13 protein-coding genes and 1 tRNA gene are annotated in these 16,529 nt (G+C 69.3%); 11 read left to right on the forward strand and 3 right to left on the reverse strand.

Going from position 1 to position 16,529, the window contains the following annotated elements; translation table 11 throughout:
* Positions 1–91: 91 nt before the first annotated feature.
* The 4 genes from AC3ERS_RS01310 (at position 92) to AC3ERS_RS01325 (ending at position 4,618) form a co-directional block, all read left to right on the forward strand.
* Positions 92–490: an NUDIX hydrolase gene (locus AC3ERS_RS01310; RefSeq protein WP_431962569.1), complete on the forward strand. Its 399-nt coding sequence runs from the start codon at positions 92–94 to the stop codon at positions 488–490.
* A 345-nt stretch (positions 491–835) separates the two neighbouring features.
* On the forward strand, positions 836–2,233 hold the full coding sequence (locus AC3ERS_RS01315) for a lytic transglycosylase domain-containing protein (protein WP_431962571.1): 1,398 nt from the start codon (positions 836–838) through the stop codon (positions 2,231–2,233).
* Between the two features lie 322 nt (positions 2,234–2,555).
* Positions 2,556–3,434, forward strand: a complete 879-nt coding sequence (locus AC3ERS_RS01320) for an ABC transporter ATP-binding protein (protein WP_431962573.1) — start codon at positions 2,556–2,558, stop codon at positions 3,432–3,434.
* Positions 3,431–4,618 (forward strand): ABC transporter permease, encoded by a 1,188-nt coding sequence (locus AC3ERS_RS01325; RefSeq protein WP_431962575.1) that lies wholly within the window; start codon positions 3,431–3,433, stop codon positions 4,616–4,618. Before AC3ERS_RS01320 ends, AC3ERS_RS01325 begins: the two co-directional genes overlap by 4 nt.
* A 9-nt stretch (positions 4,619–4,627) precedes the next feature.
* Here AC3ERS_RS01325 and AC3ERS_RS01330 read toward each other — a convergent pair whose 3' ends face one another.
* A complete protein-coding gene (locus AC3ERS_RS01330; RefSeq protein ID WP_431962576.1) occupies positions 4,628–5,083 on the reverse strand; it encodes an aggregation-promoting factor C-terminal-like domain-containing protein in 456 nt (151 codons plus the stop codon).
* A gap of 190 nt (positions 5,084–5,273) precedes the next feature.
* Here AC3ERS_RS01330 and AC3ERS_RS01335 point away from each other — a divergent pair, with 190 nt between their 5' ends.
* Both AC3ERS_RS01335 and AC3ERS_RS01340 read left to right on the forward strand, forming a co-directional pair.
* Entirely contained in the window at positions 5,274–5,843 is a 570-nt protein-coding gene (locus AC3ERS_RS01335; RefSeq protein WP_431962578.1) for a TetR family transcriptional regulator, read from the forward strand.
* Positions 5,840–7,042, forward strand: coding sequence for an NADH:flavin oxidoreductase (locus AC3ERS_RS01340; protein ID WP_431962580.1), 1,203 nt, complete (start codon positions 5,840–5,842; stop codon positions 7,040–7,042). Before AC3ERS_RS01335 ends, AC3ERS_RS01340 begins: the two co-directional genes overlap by 4 nt.
* Positions 7,043–7,215: 173 nt before the next feature.
* On the opposite strand, the gene AC3ERS_RS01345 is transcribed toward AC3ERS_RS01340, so the two are convergent.
* Together AC3ERS_RS01345 and AC3ERS_RS01350 are read right to left on the reverse strand one after the other, a co-directional pair.
* Positions 7,216–7,289 (reverse strand) — tRNA-Arg (locus tag AC3ERS_RS01345).
* 102 nt (positions 7,290–7,391) lie between these two features.
* The gene (locus AC3ERS_RS01350; protein ID WP_431962582.1) at positions 7,392–7,766 is read right to left on the reverse strand and encodes a DUF4345 family protein; all 375 of its coding nucleotides are present in this window, start codon (positions 7,764–7,766) and stop codon (positions 7,392–7,394) included.
* Between the two features lie 91 nt (positions 7,767–7,857).
* Here AC3ERS_RS01350 and AC3ERS_RS01355 point away from each other — a divergent pair, with 91 nt between their 5' ends.
* The 5 genes from AC3ERS_RS01355 to ettA all read left to right on the forward strand — a co-directional run bounded on the left by AC3ERS_RS01355 (position 7,858) and on the right by ettA (position 16,078).
* On the forward strand, positions 7,858–9,900 hold the full coding sequence (locus AC3ERS_RS01355) for a bifunctional copper resistance protein CopD/cytochrome c oxidase assembly protein (protein WP_431962584.1): 2,043 nt from the start codon (positions 7,858–7,860) through the stop codon (positions 9,898–9,900).
* A 52-nt stretch (positions 9,901–9,952) separates the two neighbouring features.
* Positions 9,953–10,930: a serine/threonine dehydratase gene (locus AC3ERS_RS01360; RefSeq protein ID WP_431962586.1), complete on the forward strand. Its 978-nt coding sequence runs from the start codon at positions 9,953–9,955 to the stop codon at positions 10,928–10,930.
* A 106-nt stretch (positions 10,931–11,036) separates the two neighbouring features.
* The gene (locus AC3ERS_RS01365; protein ID WP_431962588.1) at positions 11,037–13,589 is read left to right on the forward strand and encodes a beta-glucosidase family protein; all 2,553 of its coding nucleotides are present in this window, start codon (positions 11,037–11,039) and stop codon (positions 13,587–13,589) included.
* Positions 13,590–13,772: 183 nt separating this feature from the next.
* A complete protein-coding gene (locus AC3ERS_RS01370; protein ID WP_431963559.1) occupies positions 13,773–14,288 on the forward strand; it encodes a single-stranded DNA-binding protein in 516 nt (171 codons plus the stop codon).
* A 113-nt stretch (positions 14,289–14,401) separates the two neighbouring features.
* Positions 14,402–16,078, forward strand: coding sequence for an energy-dependent translational throttle protein EttA (gene ettA / locus AC3ERS_RS01375; protein ID WP_431962590.1), 1,677 nt, complete (start codon positions 14,402–14,404; stop codon positions 16,076–16,078).
* The last annotated feature ends 451 nt before the right edge of the window (positions 16,079–16,529 follow it).

The following is a 16,529-nucleotide window of genomic DNA, read 5'->3' on the forward strand; positions in this document are numbered from 1 at the left end:
CCCGTTCCGACACCTGGCCGACCAGCCCGCACCGGCGGGCGGCTGCCTATTCGGTTGACCGGCGGCCCGGGCCGGTCAGTAGGGTGGGCCGGTGATTCGCACAGCTGCGTTGGCTCATGTCCGGGATCGGCGTCTGCTGCAGGCGCGATCCCTCGGCAAGGACGTCTTCTACATGGCGGGCGGCAAGATCGACGCGGGGGAGACGCCCGTCGCGGCGCTGCACCGCGAGGTGCGGGAGGAACTCGGCGTCGGCGTCGCCTCCTGCGCCGAACTCGGCGTCTTCCAGGCCGAGGCGTACGGCCACGCGCCGGGCACGCGGCTGCACATGACCTGCTTCACCGCCGAACTCGACGGCGACCCGCACCCCAGCGGCGAGATCGCCGAACTCCGGTATTTCACCGTGCGCGAGTACGCCGCCATGGACCATGTCGCTCCCGGTTCCATGCTCGTCTTCCGCAAGCTGCACGAGCTGGGCCTCGTCGACTGGTGACCATGCCGGGGATGCCCTGCGGTGCAACGTATTCCGGTCGGCGGCGGATGCTTCCCCGGCGAGGGTCCGGCCGTCGCGTATCGCCGTGTCCGGAGCTGGATGCCGAGGGGCTCTCGATGATCGAGCAGCGTCGGACTTGGGATAAGTAATCGCTAAGTCTTTTCGAGGTATCGCCTCGGCGTCGGTAAATCATCGTGTATGTTAATGGAAGTTCCTCTTCTGGAGGTGGGGGGTTGAGGAACTTCGGTGCGGCACCCGGTGGGGAGACGCGTAGCAGCGACCCCATTGGGGCGCGCCGAGGAAGCACAGCCGCTCTCCGATGACGTAGAGGATGGGTCGAGCCGAATGCGTGTATCCGCAGCACTGACCGCATCGGCGCTGGCCGTCGCCGGACTGGTGGTCACGGGTTCGGCCGTGCACCAAGCCGGTTCCAGCGCCCCGCCCGAAGTTTCCGAAGCGCTGTCGGCCGCGGGGGACGGCACAGAAGACATCGCCGGTGCGGGTCTGTCACGGGCCGTCGGGTTGCTTCCTGTCGCACCGGATTCGCCGCGCACGCTCCGCGCCGTGTCTCCGGCGAGGTCACCCGCGTTCGCGGGCGCGGTGCCGTTGCACGACATCTCGCTGCCGAATACCGGCGGCCCCTTGGGCATTCCGGAGATCGTGCTGGCGGCGTATCGCAATGCCGAGCTGGCGCTGGAGTCTTCGATGCCCGGATGCGGCTTGACGTGGAATCTGCTCGCCGGGATCGGCCGGATCGAATCCGGCCACGCCGCGAGCGGACGTACCGACGCGGCGGGGACGACACTCGGGCCGATCTTCGGCCCCGCCCTGGACGGGACCCTGCCGGGCAACGAGATCATCCAGGCCGCAGGCGGCGGATTCGTCCGCGCGATAGGGCCCATGCAATTCCTGCCGAGTACCTGGAGCGCGTATGCCGCTGACGGCAACGGTGACGGAGTAGCCGACCCGCACAACGTGTTCGACGCGTCGCTGGCCGCCGGAAAGTATCTGTGTTCGGGCGGGACGAACCTGCTGGATTCGGCGCAGGAGTTGCGGGCGGTGTTGCGCTACAACAATTCGGTGTCCTATGCGCGCGACGTGCTGAGCTGGTCGGCGGCGTATCGCACGGGCGGCGCTCCGGCTCGCGTCGAGATCGGCCCTGATCTGGTTCCGCCGGGTTCGGCGCCCGTGATCCAGGCCGGTCCGGAGCTGTCCGCTCGCGATACCGCCCTGCCGTCGACGCCGTCCCCGGCGGAACCGCCGCCGGTCGCGACCGTTCCCTCTCCGCCCGCACCGGCGCAGGTGATGATCACCATCCCCGGTCTGCCGCCGATTCCGTGCGGGATCTTCTGCCCACCGCCGCAAACCGATCCGTGCGCGCAGGCGGTTCCGGCTCCGATGCCGCGACCGGGCGCACCCGGAGAACTGCCGATCGCGCCGGGCCGGTCCTACGGCGGTCGTGCCGGAGAGCCCGAAGTCGCGACCGCCCAGCCGGATCCGGCGTGCGGGACCGGGAGCCCGCAGCCCGGTGGATCGCTGCCGTACTCGGAGCCGAAAGCCGAAGCGCCGATGGTGAACTCCGAACCCGAGCCAGAGCCAGAGCACGTACCGGCCCCGGCTCCCGATGACACGGCAGAGCCCGCTCGCGATCCGGAACTTGTTGTGCCCCAGCCTCCAGTGCCTCAGCCCGGCATCATCCTGCCGTTCGGCATCGTCATCCCGCTGCCCGCGCTGCAGGGCTGACGCGATATCCGCGATGGAAAGCCTCATGTCCTCGGTCGATGCGCCGAGGCGTACCGGCATTGCACGGGCCAATACCGAGCCGAAATGCCCGGGGGTGCCTGCGAATCCACGCGATGCTCGAGTACAGCGGCAAATCGGCTGAAGCGTCGTGCGGCCCGCGCCGGATCGATGTCACCGCGCGCTTGCACATCATGGCGAGCTGCGATCTGCCGCGTGATTGTTCGGGCTCGGCGCCGTTCGGCCGAAGACTGTGCGCAGGCCGGTCCATACTCGCCCGTGCCGCACTAGGGTGGGTGGAACAGCTGAGGACAAGGGGAGTTCGATGTTGGAAGTCGCGCACCTGGTGCGCCGGTTCGGGGGCGTCGTCGCGGTAAACGACGTGTCCTTCACCGTGGAGCCCGGTGCTCTGACCGGATTCGTCGGCGGCAATGGAGCGGGCAAGACCACGACCATGCGCATGATCATGGGCGTGCTCGCGGTGCACGGCGGGGAACTGCGCTGGCAGGGCGGGCCGGTGAGCGCCGCCGACCGCAGGTCGTTCGGCTACATGCCCGAGGAACGCGGCCTGTATCCGAAGCAGCCGGTGCTCGAGCAGCTCGTCTACCTGGCCAGGCTGCGCGGGCGCACGGCTGCCGACGCCCGGCTGCGCGCGCGAGAGTTGCTGGACCGCTTCGACCTCGGCGACCGCGCCAGGGACAAGCTGGAATCCCTCTCGCTGGGTAACCAGCAGCGGGTGCAGATCGCCGCGGCGGTGATCGCGCAGCCGTCGCTGCTGATCCTGGACGAGCCGTTCTCCGGTCTCGACCCGTCCGCCGTCGATTCGATGGCCGAACTGTTGCGCGAATACGCGACCGCGGGCGTGCCCGTGCTCTTCTCCTCGCACCAGCTCGATCTGGTGGAGCGGCTGTGCGATCGGCTGGTGATTCTCGCCGCGGGACGGGTCGTCGGGCAGGGCTCGGTGGACGAGCTCCGCTCCACCGGTGCGACCCGCTATCGGCTCGCGCTCGGCGGCGACCCGGCCTGGCTGCACGCCTTCGCCGGCGTGCGGGTGCTGCAGACCAACGGTTCCAGCGTGCTGCTCGAACTCGACGGCGCGACCACCGAAGCGCTGCTCGGCGAAGCGCTGTCCCGCGGCCCGGTGCGCGAACTCGCCGAGGTCCGGCCCTCGGTGTCGGAGATCTACCGCGAGGTGACGGCATGAGTACGGATTTCGCTCCGCGCGGCGTGTGGCGGATCGTAGCGGCCCGCGAGATCGCGGTGAAGCTGCGCGATCGAAACTTCCTGGTGTCCACGGTGATCACGATCGTGGCGATCGTCGCGTCCCTGGCCATCACCGGTTTCATGAGCAACCGCACCGACGAGATCGACGTCGCCGTCGCGGGCGCGGGAGCGGACCAGATCGTCGCGACCGCCAATGATTTGGCGGCGAGCGCCGACAAGAAGGTCACCTTCACCGCTCGCCCACAGCCCGATGTGGCGGCAGTCGAACAGCGGGTGCGCGACGAGGAGGTCGAGGTCGGCTTGACGCCCGCCGAGCCGGGCGGCTGGCGGCTCATCGGTGATTCCGCCCAGAACGACGACGCCGCAACGTATCTCACCGCCGCCGTGCAGCAGCTCGCGGTGCAGCGCAATGCCGCCGCCGCGGGCCTGAGCCTTGCGCAGTTGGGTAGCGGCGGCGCGGTGACCTATGACCTGCTCGATCGGTCCGCGATCGAACCGGGTTTGGCCAGGATCGTGAGCTTCGTCTTCGCGTTCCTCTTCTACGCCGCGTCGATCCTGTTCGGCATGAGCATTGCGCAGAGCGTGGTCGAGGAGAAGCAGAACCGGATCGTGGAGATCCTGGCGAGCGCCATCCCGTTGCGGCAGTTGCTGATCGGCAAGGTGCTCGGCAACACCGTGATGGCCTTCGCCCAGCTCGCGCTGTTCGTCGGGGCGGGCCTGATCGGATTGGCCGCCACCGGAAGGGGCGATCAGGTCGCGACGATCGCGGGCGCGGCGGGCTGGTTCGTCGTCTTCTTCGTGGTGGGCTTCCTCGCCCTGGCCAGTCTGTGGGCGGTCGCGGGCGCGCTCGCGACGCGCAGCGAGGACCTGCAATCCACCTCGATGCCCATGTCGATGCTCATCATGATCGTGCTGTTCGCGGGCATCTTCCTCACGGACACGTGGCTGGTGATCGCCTCCTATGTCCCGCTCGTATCGATCGTCGCCATGCCCGCCAGGCTGGCCGAGGGCACCGCGGCGTGGTGGGAGCCTGTCGTCGCGCTGATCCTGATGGCGGTGGGGACCTATGGCACCGTCTTGATCGCGGAGAAGATGTACCGGCGCTCGCTGATGCAGACGCAGGGACGTCTGACGATGCGACAGGCGCTCGCCGTCGAGGACTGACGCGCCGCGTCAGTACCAGTGGTTCTGCTGCCAGAACACCCAGGCCGCGTCGGGACTGCCGTAGCGGTCGACCATGTAGTCGTAGGTCCAGCGGAGCTGGGTGACGGGGTTGAACCGCCAATCGAGGCCGTGGGTGGACATCTTCTCCGGCGGGAGCGCCTGGCCGAGGCCGTAGGCGCCGCTGGTCGGGTTGACCGCGAACATATTCCAGCCGCTCTCCCGCGTGATGATCGCATCGAACGACGGGAAATAGTGGATCGGAACGATGGTCAGCGCTATGGCTTTCGCGCCGAGGCGGGCCGAGGTCAAAAACAGGTCGACGCCCGCGGAGAGTGCCGGATTCACTGCCTCCGTGCCGCGCGCGTCGTTGGGGTCCTCGGGCGATGGCGCCGCGTTCGCTGCGGGGGCCAGGGCGATCGTCGCCGCGCAGCAGACCGCGGCGGCGGAGTAGATATATCGAAGCATCGACTCGCTCCCTTCGCATCAGATGGTCTGATTCCGGAACCAGATCGTGCGAAGTCAGCAAACCATCGGTAACCGTATGGATCGGGTTGCCACACCGAGGGCGAGGGGTTCTTCACGGGCCGTGCCGTCGCCGCGGTAGCGATTTCAATCAGTGATTGAATCGATGTTTGAAACGTGTTTTACTTCACCCATGGCTCAGAAAGTTTCGGCGGTCACCCGCGAGCGGCTGCTCGCCGCGGCCGAGCGGTTGTTGCTGACCGACCGCTACGAGGACGTCTCCGTGCGGGCGATCTGCGCGGAGGCCGGCGCCAACCCGGCCGCCGTGCACTACCACTTCGGATCGAAGGAAGCGCTGGTCGCGGCGCTGCTGGAGGACCGACTCGGACCGCTGTGGGCCGACCGCCTCGCGGCGGTGAGCGCCGAGCGTGGTTCGGTGCCCGAGATCGTCGACGCGGTGATCGAGCCGTTCGTCGAACTGTCCGCCGACCCGGCGGGCCGCCTGCATCTGCGGCTGCTCGCGCAACTGGTGCTCGGGCGTCACCCGCTGCTGTGGCAGCAGCGCTGGTTCCGGATGGACTCCTGGGTCGGTCTGCTCCCCGAGCTCGCGGAGCCGGAGAGCAGGCGGCGCTGGTCGTTTGCCTTCGACCTCGTCATCATGTCGTTCGGGGCCGGCGACCGAGACCTGTCGGAGCCCGCCGTCGCCACCTTGCGCGACTTCGTGATCGCCGGACTCTCCGCGCCGGAAGGCGGTGCGCGATGACCGATGTTTTCGCACCGGCGGCACTGGGCCCGATCACCCTGCGCAACAGGGTGATCAAGGCGGCGACCTTCGAGGGCTGCACACCCGACGCGCTGGTCACCGACGAACTGATCGAATTCCACCGCGAGACCGCGGCGGGCGGCGTCGGCATGACCACCGTCGCCTACTGCGCGGTCGCGCCGGGCGGGCGCACCGATCGGCATCAGATCTGGATGCGCGAGGAGGCGCTGCCCGGCCTGCGCAGGCTGACCGATGCCGTGCACGCCGAAGGCGCGGCGGCCAGCGCGCAGATCGGACACGCCGGACCTGTGGCCAATGCCGCCTCCAACCGGCTGCCCGCGCTCGCGCCGAGCCGCATGTTCAGTCCGCTCGGTATGCGGTCGATGAAGGTGCCCGGCGAGTCCGAGATCCGCGGGCTGGTCGCCGCGCACGCAGACGCCGCGAAGCTCGCCGAACAGGCCGGCTTCGACGCGGTGGAGATCCACTTCGGGCACAACTACCTGGCCAGTTCGTTTCTCAGCCCGCTACTGAACCGTCGCACCGACCGCTACGGCGGGTCGACGGCCAACCGGGCCAGATTCGTCCGCGAAATCGCCCGCGCGGTGGGCGAAGCCGTGGGCGGCAGGCTGGCGGTGACGGCGAAGCTGAACATGGAAGACGGCGTGCGCGGCGGGCTCACGGTGCCGGAATCGCTCCAGGTCGCCGCGTGGCTGGAGGAGGACGGTGCGCTGGACGCCCTCGAACTGACGGCGGGAAGCTCGCTGCTGAACCCGATGCTGCTGTTCCACGGCGACGCCCCACGCCGCGAGTTCGCGAAAGTCCTTCCTGGACCGGCTCGCTGGGGTTTCCGGTTGGTCGGCCGCGGGTTCCTGCGCGAGTACCCGTACCACGAGGCGTACCTGCTCGAACGGGCCCGCCAGTTCCGCCGCGAGCTGTCCATGCCGCTGATCCTGCTCGGCGGCATCACCAACCTCGACACCATGCGCCAGGCGATGGCCGAGGGCTTCGAGTTCGTCGCCATGGGCCGAGCCCTGCTACGCGAGCCGAACCTGCTGCTCCGCATCCAATCCGACGAAGCGACTCGATCGGCCTGCACACACTGCAACCTGTGCATGCCGAGCATCTACACCGGAACGAAGTGCGTGTTCCGGCTCGATCAGCGTTCCGATGTCGCCGATCGAGTCGGCGGCTCCGCCTGAGGCCCGAGGTCTGGGCCGCGGTGACTTCTTCCGCCGGCGTGCCCGGCCGAGGGGTTGCGCGGTGCCGGAGATCGCGACGATTCCTGGCTGTGTGGTGTTTGAGCGCTCCCCGGTTCGGGTAACAAACCCTGTGACCCGCATCGACGTGCGGGCCACAGGGTTGCCCATGTGTGCGCCCCCGGCAGGAATCGAACCTGCGACCTAGGGATTAGAAGGCCCTTGCTCTATCCAACTGAGCTACGGAGGCAGCGGTTTCCACCATGGCCGATATCGGCGGTGGTGTCCAGCGCGGAAATTATAGCGACTGTCCAGAAACTAGATTCTTAGCGTCAGCAATATTCCCTATACCTCAGTCGAGCAGGACAGCGAGAGTCAGCAGGGTGGCCAAGGTCACTTCGACGATGAAGTAGAACCAGACTGGGTAGAAAGCGGACGCGGGCTCGGTGAACGAGGACCAGATCCGGCCGAACGCCATCCCGCCCAACGCGGCGGCCACCGCGATGCACACCCCGAATCTGAGGTCGCCGACATCGGCGGCAGCCAGCCCGAGGACAACGGCCACGGCGATGCCGAAGCCGCCGTAGACCGCGCGGACTTCGGCGTGCGCGTCGGCTCGATCGGCGAGCATGCCGACCGTGTCGGCGAGCTGGCCCGGGCGAAACAGTCCGTAAATGCCCATGGCGGCGAAGAACAGCGCCACGACGGCAATCAGCACGACCGACATCCCACCTCCGTGATTCGCGCCTACCTTATCTCCATCGAGCGGCTCGAGCCCGCTCCGCCCACGCCCGACCGACACAACTACGCTGAGTCGTATGTCGTCACCGCAGGACCCGCCCCTCGCAACCGCTGAGCCGGACGTCCAGCGGGCGGCTTCCGCGGGCAACTTCGCCGTCGTGACCGCATTCGCGGGAGCCCTCGCCGCCGTCGTCGCGGCGCTGGTGGTCGGCCTCTCCGCGGCGCAGGCGTTGAGCCTGCTCGGCATCCCGGATCCGGGTCCGCTGACCACCTACGGGCTGCCCGCGATTCGCGCGCTGGCCGATCTCGCCGCGGCGCTGACCGTCGGCTCGCTGCTGTTCGCCGCGTTCCTGGTGCCGCCACAGGCGGACGGACTGTTGGACGTAGGCGGATACCGCGCGCTGCGGCGGGCCTCGAATTTCGCGGTGCTCTGGGCGTGTTGCGCCGCGCTGCTGGTCCCGCTGACGGTGTCGGACACCACGGGCCAGCCCGTCTCCGACGTCTGGCGTCCGGAACAGCTGTGGCGGGCGATCGGGCAGGTGGATCTGGCCGAGGCCTGGCGCACCACGGTGATCTTGGCGCTGATCGTGGCGATCGGCTGCCGTCTCGCGCTGCGCTGGGGCTGGACGCCGCTGCTGCTGGGCGGCGCGATCGTGACCATGATGCCGCTGGCGCTGACCGGGCATTCGTCCTCGGGCGGCTCGCACGACATCGCGACCAACAGCCTCATCCTGCACCTGGTGTCGGCGGCGGTCTGGGTGGGCGGCTTGTTCGCCGTGCTCGCGCACGCGCTGCGCGGCGGCGCGCACACCGACGTCGCGGTCCGCAGGTTCTCGCTCACCGCGACCATCGCGTTCGTGGTGATCGGCGTCAGCGGCGTGATCAACTCGTGGGTGCGCGTGCCCTTCGACGAACTGTTCACCAGCACCTACGGGCGTCTGGTGCTCGCGAAAGCGGTGGCGTTGATCGTCCTCGGCGTCATCGGCTACTTCCAGCGCCGCGCCGCCGTGCCCGCACTAGCGGCGAACCCGAGCGATCGCGCCGCCCTCATTCGTTTCGGCGCGGTCGAGGCGCTGGTGTTCGCGGCGACCATGGGTTTGGCGGTCGGGCTCGGCCGCACGCCGCCGCCACCGCCGACGACCGTGCCGTCGCCCGCCGAGGTGGAACTCGGCTACGACCTCGCGGGCCCGCCGACGGTCGCGCGGCTGCTGTTCGACTGGCGCTTCGACCTGATCTTCGGCACGGCGGCGATCGTGCTGGCGGTGCTGTATCTGCTCGGCGTCCGGCGGCTGCGCTCGCGCGGCGATTCGTGGCCGGTCGGCAGGACCATCGCGTGGCTGTCCGGCTGCGCGCTGCTGCTGCTCGCGACGTCGTCGGGGATCGGGCGGTATTCGCCCGCGGTGTTCAGCGTGCACATGGGTCAGCACATGGCGCTGTCCATGCTCGCGCCGATCCTGCTGGCCCTCGGCGGCGCGGTGACGCTGGCGTTGCGTGCGCTGCCGCCCGCGGGACGCGCCGGCGCACCCGGTCCCCGGGAGTGGATCATGGCCGCCGTGCACAATCCGGTGTCGCGCTTCCTGACCCATCCGATCGTGGCCTCGGTGATCTTCGTCGCCGGTTTCTACGCGCTGTACATGGGCGGCATCTACGACACCTTCGTCGACTCGCACGCGGCCCATCTGCTGATGAACATCCACTTCCTGCTCAGCGGCTACCTCTTCTACTGGGTGGTGATCGGCATCGATCCCAAGCCGCGCCAGGTGGAACCGCTCACCAAACTGGGCATGGTGTTCGGCTCGCTGCCCTTCCACGCGTTCTTCGGCGTCGCGTTGATGAGCATGACGACGGTCATGGGCGGCTGGTTCTTCCGCAGCCTGGATCTGGGCTGGAACAGCGACCTGCTCGGAGATCAGCGCACCGGCGGTAGCCTTGCCTGGGCGAGCGGCGAAGTGCCGTTGGTCGTGGTGATGCTTGCACTGCTCATCCAGTGGTCGCGCAGCGACGAACGGATGGCGAAGCGCATCGACCGCGCCGCCGACCGCGACAACGACGCGGACCTGGCCGCCCACAACGCCATGTTCGCCGAACTGGCGAAACGTGACGGAGAGGTACGCAAGTGAGTGAGACCGCGCCGCCGGGGCTGCCCCGGCCGTGCGACCGCGGGGTGCGGTCTTGAATCCGAGTGAGAACGGTGAGGGCGGCGTGGCGGTCGCCGAGCACTGCAGGCAGGTGTATCGCTCCGATGTGCGCGCGGCGCGGCGGCGGTTGGCGGGACGGATCAGGAAGACGCCGGTCTTCCACACCTCGGTGGCCGGGCCCGACGGTCCGGTCCCGGTCACGCTGAAACTCGAATCCCTGCAGCACGGTGGCACTTTCAAGGTGCGCGGCTGCCTCAACGCGCTGCTCTCCGCGACGACGCGGACCGACCAGGTGATCATCGCGTCGGCGGGCAACGCGGGGATCGCCGCCGCGCTGTCGGCGGCCTGGCTCGGCAAGGCGTGCACGGTGGTCGTTCCCGAGTCCGCGCCGCACACCAAGGTGGCCGCGATGTGGTCGCACGGCGCCGAGGTGCTCTGGCACGGAACGACCTACGCGGAGGCGGCCCGCTACGCCACCGAGCTGGCGGCCGAGCGCGGCGCGCTGCAGTTGCACGCCTACGACCTGCCCGCGGTGGTCGCGGGCGCCGGAGTGGTCGGTCTGGAGCTCGAGGATCAGGTGCGCGGCAAACCGCCGGTGCTGGTCGCGGTCGGCGGGGGCGGGCTGGTCGCCGGGATCGCGGCGGCGGTGGGGCGCCGTCAGCAGGTGGTGGGCGTCGAGCCGGTCGGCATGCCCGCACTGCACGCCGCGCTGCTCGCCAACCGGCCGGTGGATGTCGGCAGGCCGGGCATCGGTCTCGACGCGCTCGGCGCGACCAGGGTCGGGGAGATCGCCCTCGACATCGCGCGGCGCTACGACGTGCCCTCGCTGCTGGTCGCCGAGGAGGCGATCGCCACGGCACGCGAGTATCTGTGGCGCGAATTCCGGATCGTCGTCGAGCTGGCGGGCGCGAGCGCGCTGGCCGCGATCATGAGCGGCGCGTACACACCCGCGCCGGGAGAACGGCCGGTCGTCGTGCTGTGCGGCGGCAACACCGACCTCGCCGCCCTCTGACCCCGTCCTCGCGCGGTGTCGCGAAGCCGGGTCGCCCACGGCCCTGACGCGTAGATTTGGCGAAAGGTGCAGGTAGGCCCGGCCGACGATCCGAGGAGGAGCCCTGATGCTCGACACGGTGGACGAAGCCCTGCGCGCGCTGGTCGGCGCGTTGAACCTGGAACAGAAGGTGCGGCTGCTGACCGGCGCCGACCTCTGGTCGACCGTGGCGGAGCCCGCGATCGGGCTGCGGTCGATGATGCTCTCCGACGGGCCTTCGGGCGTGCGCGGCCCGATTTGGGACGAGCGCGACCCTTCGCTGAACCTCCCCTCGGCGACAGCGCTCGCGGCGACCTGGGATCTGGACCTGGCCCGCCGCTACGGCGCCGCCTCGGCGAGCGAGGCCAAGCGCAAGGGCGTCGACGTGGTGCTCGGCCCGACGATCAATCTGCAGCGCAGCCCCCTGGGCGGCAGGCACTTCGAGGCGTACTCCGAAGACCCGCTGCTCACCGGCGAACTGGCCGCGGCCTACGTGCGCGCGGTGCAGGAACACCGCGTCGCCGCGACGCCGAAACACTACGTGGCCAACGACTTCGAGACCGAGCGCTACACGGCCGACGTCGCGCTGGACGATCGCGCGCTGCACGAGCTGTATCTCGCGCCGTTCGAGGCGGCGGTACGGGCGGGCGCGTGGCTGGTGATGTCGGCGTACAACTCCGTTCGCGGCGTCACCATGTCGGAGAACCCGCTGCTGACAACGCCGTTGCGCACCGCGTGGGGTTTCGACGGCGTCGTGGTGTCGGACTGGACGGCGGTGCGCAGCACCGAGGCCGCGGCCAAGGCCGACCAGGACCTGGTGATGCCGGGCCCGGTGGGGCCGTGGGGCGCGAAGCTGGTCGCGGCGGTGCTGTCCGGTGCGGTGCCGGAGGCCGCGATCGATGCGAAGGCGCTGCGCCTGCTGCGGCTGGCGCAGCGGGTCGGCGCGCTCGATCTGTCGGATTCCGCCCTGCGCGACAACGGCTTCGACACCGCCGCTGTGGCGTCGCACGGTGGTGTCGCCCTGCGGAATATCCCCGCGCGGGAACCGAATTCGGTTCCGAACGGGCCTGCGGGCGCGGACGTCTCGGACCGCGAGGGGCGCGAACTCGCCCGCGAAGTCGCGGCCGCGGGCATGGTGCTGCTGCGCAACACCGGCGAATTGCCCTGGCCGAGTTCGGGTCCCGGTTCCCTCGCGGTGATCGGTGAGGCGGCGATCTGGCCGCGCACGCAGGGCGGCGGCAGCGCGACGGTGGTCCCCGCCGAGGTGATCGGTCCGGTGGACGGGCTGCGCGCCGCGCTGCCGGACGCGTCCGTCACGGTGCATCCCGGCGTGCCCGCGCAGACCGGCATTCACGCGCTCCCGCTCGGGTCGATGACCGATCCGCAGACCGGCGAACCCGGGTTGCGCGCCCGCTTCCTCGATGCCGACGGCGGCGAGCTGCTGAGCGAGCAGCGGTACGCGGCGCAGCTGGTCTACCTGGGCACGGTGCCCGCGGGTGCGGCCACGCTCGAGCTGAGCACGGTGTACCGGCCCGGCCCCGACGAACCCGCCGCGGTCCGGCTCGGCATCGCCGGGGTGGGCCGGATACGCATGGAGATCAACGGCGCCGAGGTCATCGACACCGTGCTCGTCGGCAGCGGCGAACCACTCGGCGCCGCGCTGCTCAGCCCTGGTGTCGCCGCGGTGCCGGTAGCCGCCGACCGTGCACGGCCGCTCACCGTCACCGTGCGCCAGCAGCTCGAAAACGATGCCGTGGCATCGGGTCTGGTCGCGATCACGCTGGGCACCGAGGCGGCGCAGATCGATCCAGGGGACGCGATCGCCGACGCGGCCGCGCTGGCGGGCGCCGCCGACACCGCCGTCGTCGTGGTCGGCACCGGCTCGCAGACCGAGAGCGAGGGTTACGACCGCAGTACGCTCGCGCTCCCTGGCGCGCAGGACGATCTGGTGCGCGCGGTGGCGCGGGCCAACCCGCGCACCGTGGTGGTGGTGAATTCCGGCGGACCGGTGCTGCTGCCCTGGCGCGACGAGGTGTCGGCGGTGTTGCTCACCTGGTTCGGCGGCCAGGAAGCGGGCCACGCGCTGGCCGACGTGCTGCTCGGCCGGACCGAACCGGGCGGCAGGCTGCCCACCACCTGGCCCGCCGCCGAGGCCGACGTGCCCGTCCTCTCGACCACGCCGGAGGACGGGGTGCTGCGCTACACCGAAGGCATCCACATCGGCTACCGCGCCTGGCTGCGCGCCGGCGTGACTCCGGCCTACCCGTTCGGGCACGGGCTCGGTTACAGCACTTGGGAACTCGCCGATCTCGCGGCGTCCGCGCCGCAGCAGGACGGGACGGTGGCGGTGACGCTCACCGCACGCAACACCAGCGGGCGGGCCGGGAAACAGGTTGTCCAGGTGTACCTGTCCCGTCCCGATTCCGCGATCGAGCGGCCCGTGCGGTGGCTGGCGGGGTTCGCCACCGTGTCCGCGGCGGCGGGAGCGTCGGTGCCGGTGCGAATCGCCCTGCCACCGCGGGTGTTCGCGCACTGGGACGGGGGCTGGCGGACCGAGCCGGGTGCGTTCACCGTGCACGCGGGGACGAGCGTGGTGGATCTCCCGTTGCGCGCGTCGGCGGTGGTCGGCGCGGACCGGTAGCCGGTGCCGGTGCGGCGGCACGAGCGAAGCGCCGGATGTCCACACACGGGTGAGTTGTCCACAGGCGCGAAACAGGGGGTTCCTTCACACCCTGTGCCGGGGCGAGGCTGGATACGCCCTCGCGGAGGGGGAGGAGACACCCGGAGCATCCGCACCGGGTCCGACAGGTGAAGGGGCGTGATCATGTACGAAGCGATGGCGACGGTGGTCGGTACCGTGGTGACCCACCCGGTCAAGCGGGACCTGAGCAATGGCGAACAGGTGCTCACCTTCCGGATGGCCAGCAACTCGCGCAGGCTCGACTTCGCGACGGGGGAATGGGTCGACAACGGGACCCTGTTCCTCACGGTGACCTGCTGGCGTCGCCTGGTCGGCGGCGTGGACGCGTCGCTGCGCCGCGGCGACCCGGTGCTCGTCTACGGGCAGCTGCGTTCGCATGAGTACCGGACCAAGGAGGGTATCGAGCGGCGCGATCTGGAGATGCGGGCCACCGCGGTCGGCCCCGATCTGTCCCGCTGCACCGCGCGGGTCAGCCGTCGATCGGAGACCGGCGGCGGGCCCGGCTCGCTGATGCGGAATACTTGTGTCGGATCCAGCGCTGAAGACCGTGCACGCGTCGGCGAGGAATTGGGGGAGAGTGCCGCGACCGTGGCTTCCGCACCTTCCGGAAGCGCCGCACCCGAGCCCGTCGACGCCTGATCCCGCCCGTAGAACGTCGGGTGCGAGCACGGTGAATCCGGCGCGAGGATGCCCGCGTGCCGTGAGTGGCTCTGCTTCGTTCCACTGTTCCCGAGACCGATAGGCTTCCGCGTATGGCTGAGTTCATCTACCAAATGAAGAAGGTTCGCAAGGCGCACGGCGACAAAGTCGTGCTCGACGATGTCACCTTGAACTTCCTTCCGGGCGCCAAGATCGGCGTCGTCGGCCCCAACGGCGCCGGTAAATCCAGCGTGCTGAAGATCATGGCCGGACTGGACCAGCCGAACAACGGCGACGCGTTCCTCGCGCCGGGCGCGACGGTCGGCATCCTCCAGCAGGAGCCGCCGCTGAACGAGGAGAAGACCGTCCGCGGCAACGTCGAGGAGGGCCTCGGCGAGGTCAAGGTGAAGCTCGATCGCTTCAACGAGATCGCCGAGCTCATGGCCACCGATTACTCCGACGAGCTCATGGACGAGATGGGCAAGCTCCAGGAGTACCTGGACCACGCCGATGCGTGGGACGTGGACTCCCAGCTCGAGCAGGCCATGGACGCGCTGCGCTGCCCGCCGCCGGACGAGCCGGTCACCAACCTCTCCGGTGGTGAGCGCCGCCGCGTCGCGCTGTGCAAGCTGCTGCTGAGCAAGCCCGACCTGCTGCTGCTCGACGAGCCGACCAACCACCTCGACGCGGAGTCGGTGCTGTGGCTCGAGCAGCACCTGTCCCAGTACTCGGGCGCGGTTCTCGCCGTCACCCACGACCGGTACTTCCTGGACAACGTCGCGGGCTGGATCCTCGAGCTCGACCGCGGCCGGGCCCACGGCTACGAGGGCAACTACTCCGTGTACCTGGAGAAGAAGGCCGAGCGCCTGGAGGTGCAGGGCAAGAAGGACCAGAAGCTGCAGAAGCGGCTGAAGGAAGAGCTCGCGTGGGTGCGTTCCGGCGCCAAGGCTCGCCAGGCCAAGAACAAGGCTCGTCTCGGCAGGTACGAGGAGATGGCGGCCGAGGCCGAGAAGATGCGGAAGTTGGACTTCGAGGAGATCCAAATCCCGCACGGTCCCCGTCTGGGCAGTGTGGTCGTCGAGGTCTCGCACTTGGACAAGGGCTTCGGCGATCGCCAGCTCATCAAGGATCTGTCGTTCACCTTGCCGCGCAACGGAATTGTCGGCGTCATCGGTCCGAACGGTGTCGGTAAGACCACCCTGTTCAAAACCATCGTCGGACTCGAGCAGCCCGACAGCGGTGAGGTGAAGGTCGGCGAGACGGTCAAGCTGAGCTACGTCGACCAGAACCGCGCGGGCATCGACCCGACGAAGAACGTGTGGCAGGTGGTCTCCGAGGGCCTGGACTTCATCCAGGTCGGCAACCAGGAGATGCCCTCGCGCGCCTACGTCAGCGCGTTCGGCTTCAAGGGACCGGATCAGCAGAAGCCGGCCGGCGTGCTCTCCGGCGGTGAGCGCAACCGCCTGAACCTGGCGATGACGCTCAAGCAGGGCGGCAACCTGATCCTGCTCGACGAGCCGACCAACGACCTCGACGTGGAAACTCTCGGTTCGCTGGAGAACGCGCTGGAACAGTTCCCCGGCTGCGCCGTGGTCATTTCCCACGACCGCTGGTTCCTGGACCGCACCTGCACGCACATCCTGGCGTGGGAGGGCGACTCGGACAACGAGGCCAAGTGGTTCTGGTTCGAGGGCAACTTCGAGGCGTACGAGGCCAACAAGATCGAGCGTCTCGGCCCGGAGGCGGCCCGCCCGCACCGGGTGACGCACCGCAAGCTCACCCGCGACTGACACCCGTCGTCGGGGCGATCGCCGCGCGCATCGCCCCGACGCACGGCCGCTTCATCGAAGAAACTGCGGAGTAATAACCCGCGGGCCCGCGCTCGATCGAAGGAAATTCGGTCCTCTCCCTCTCGCCCGCGAAACCGGCTGCGGCGCACTTTCGTCTCGGCTTCGACCATGCGCGATTTCAGAAGGACTTAGTCCGCTGACGCGTATAGGGTAGGAACCGTGCATGCGCAGGCGCTGTCCGGGCAATGGGTCCTTCCCACCGCGATCGCGTCTACGTGACGTTGCCGGTCCGATCGGGTGCTGTGCCGAGATCATCGACCTCGGCAATTCAGCGGCGAACGCTCGGTATCGGTGAACACCCTGCAATTGGAAGGGAATTCACCCCCGCGCCAGCACGGCACAGTTACCCTCGGACCGGCGTCACTTTGTTGCGGAACCGAATCCGAGGGAG

The sequence above is a fragment of the Nocardia sp. bgisy134 genome (assembly GCF_057708325.1).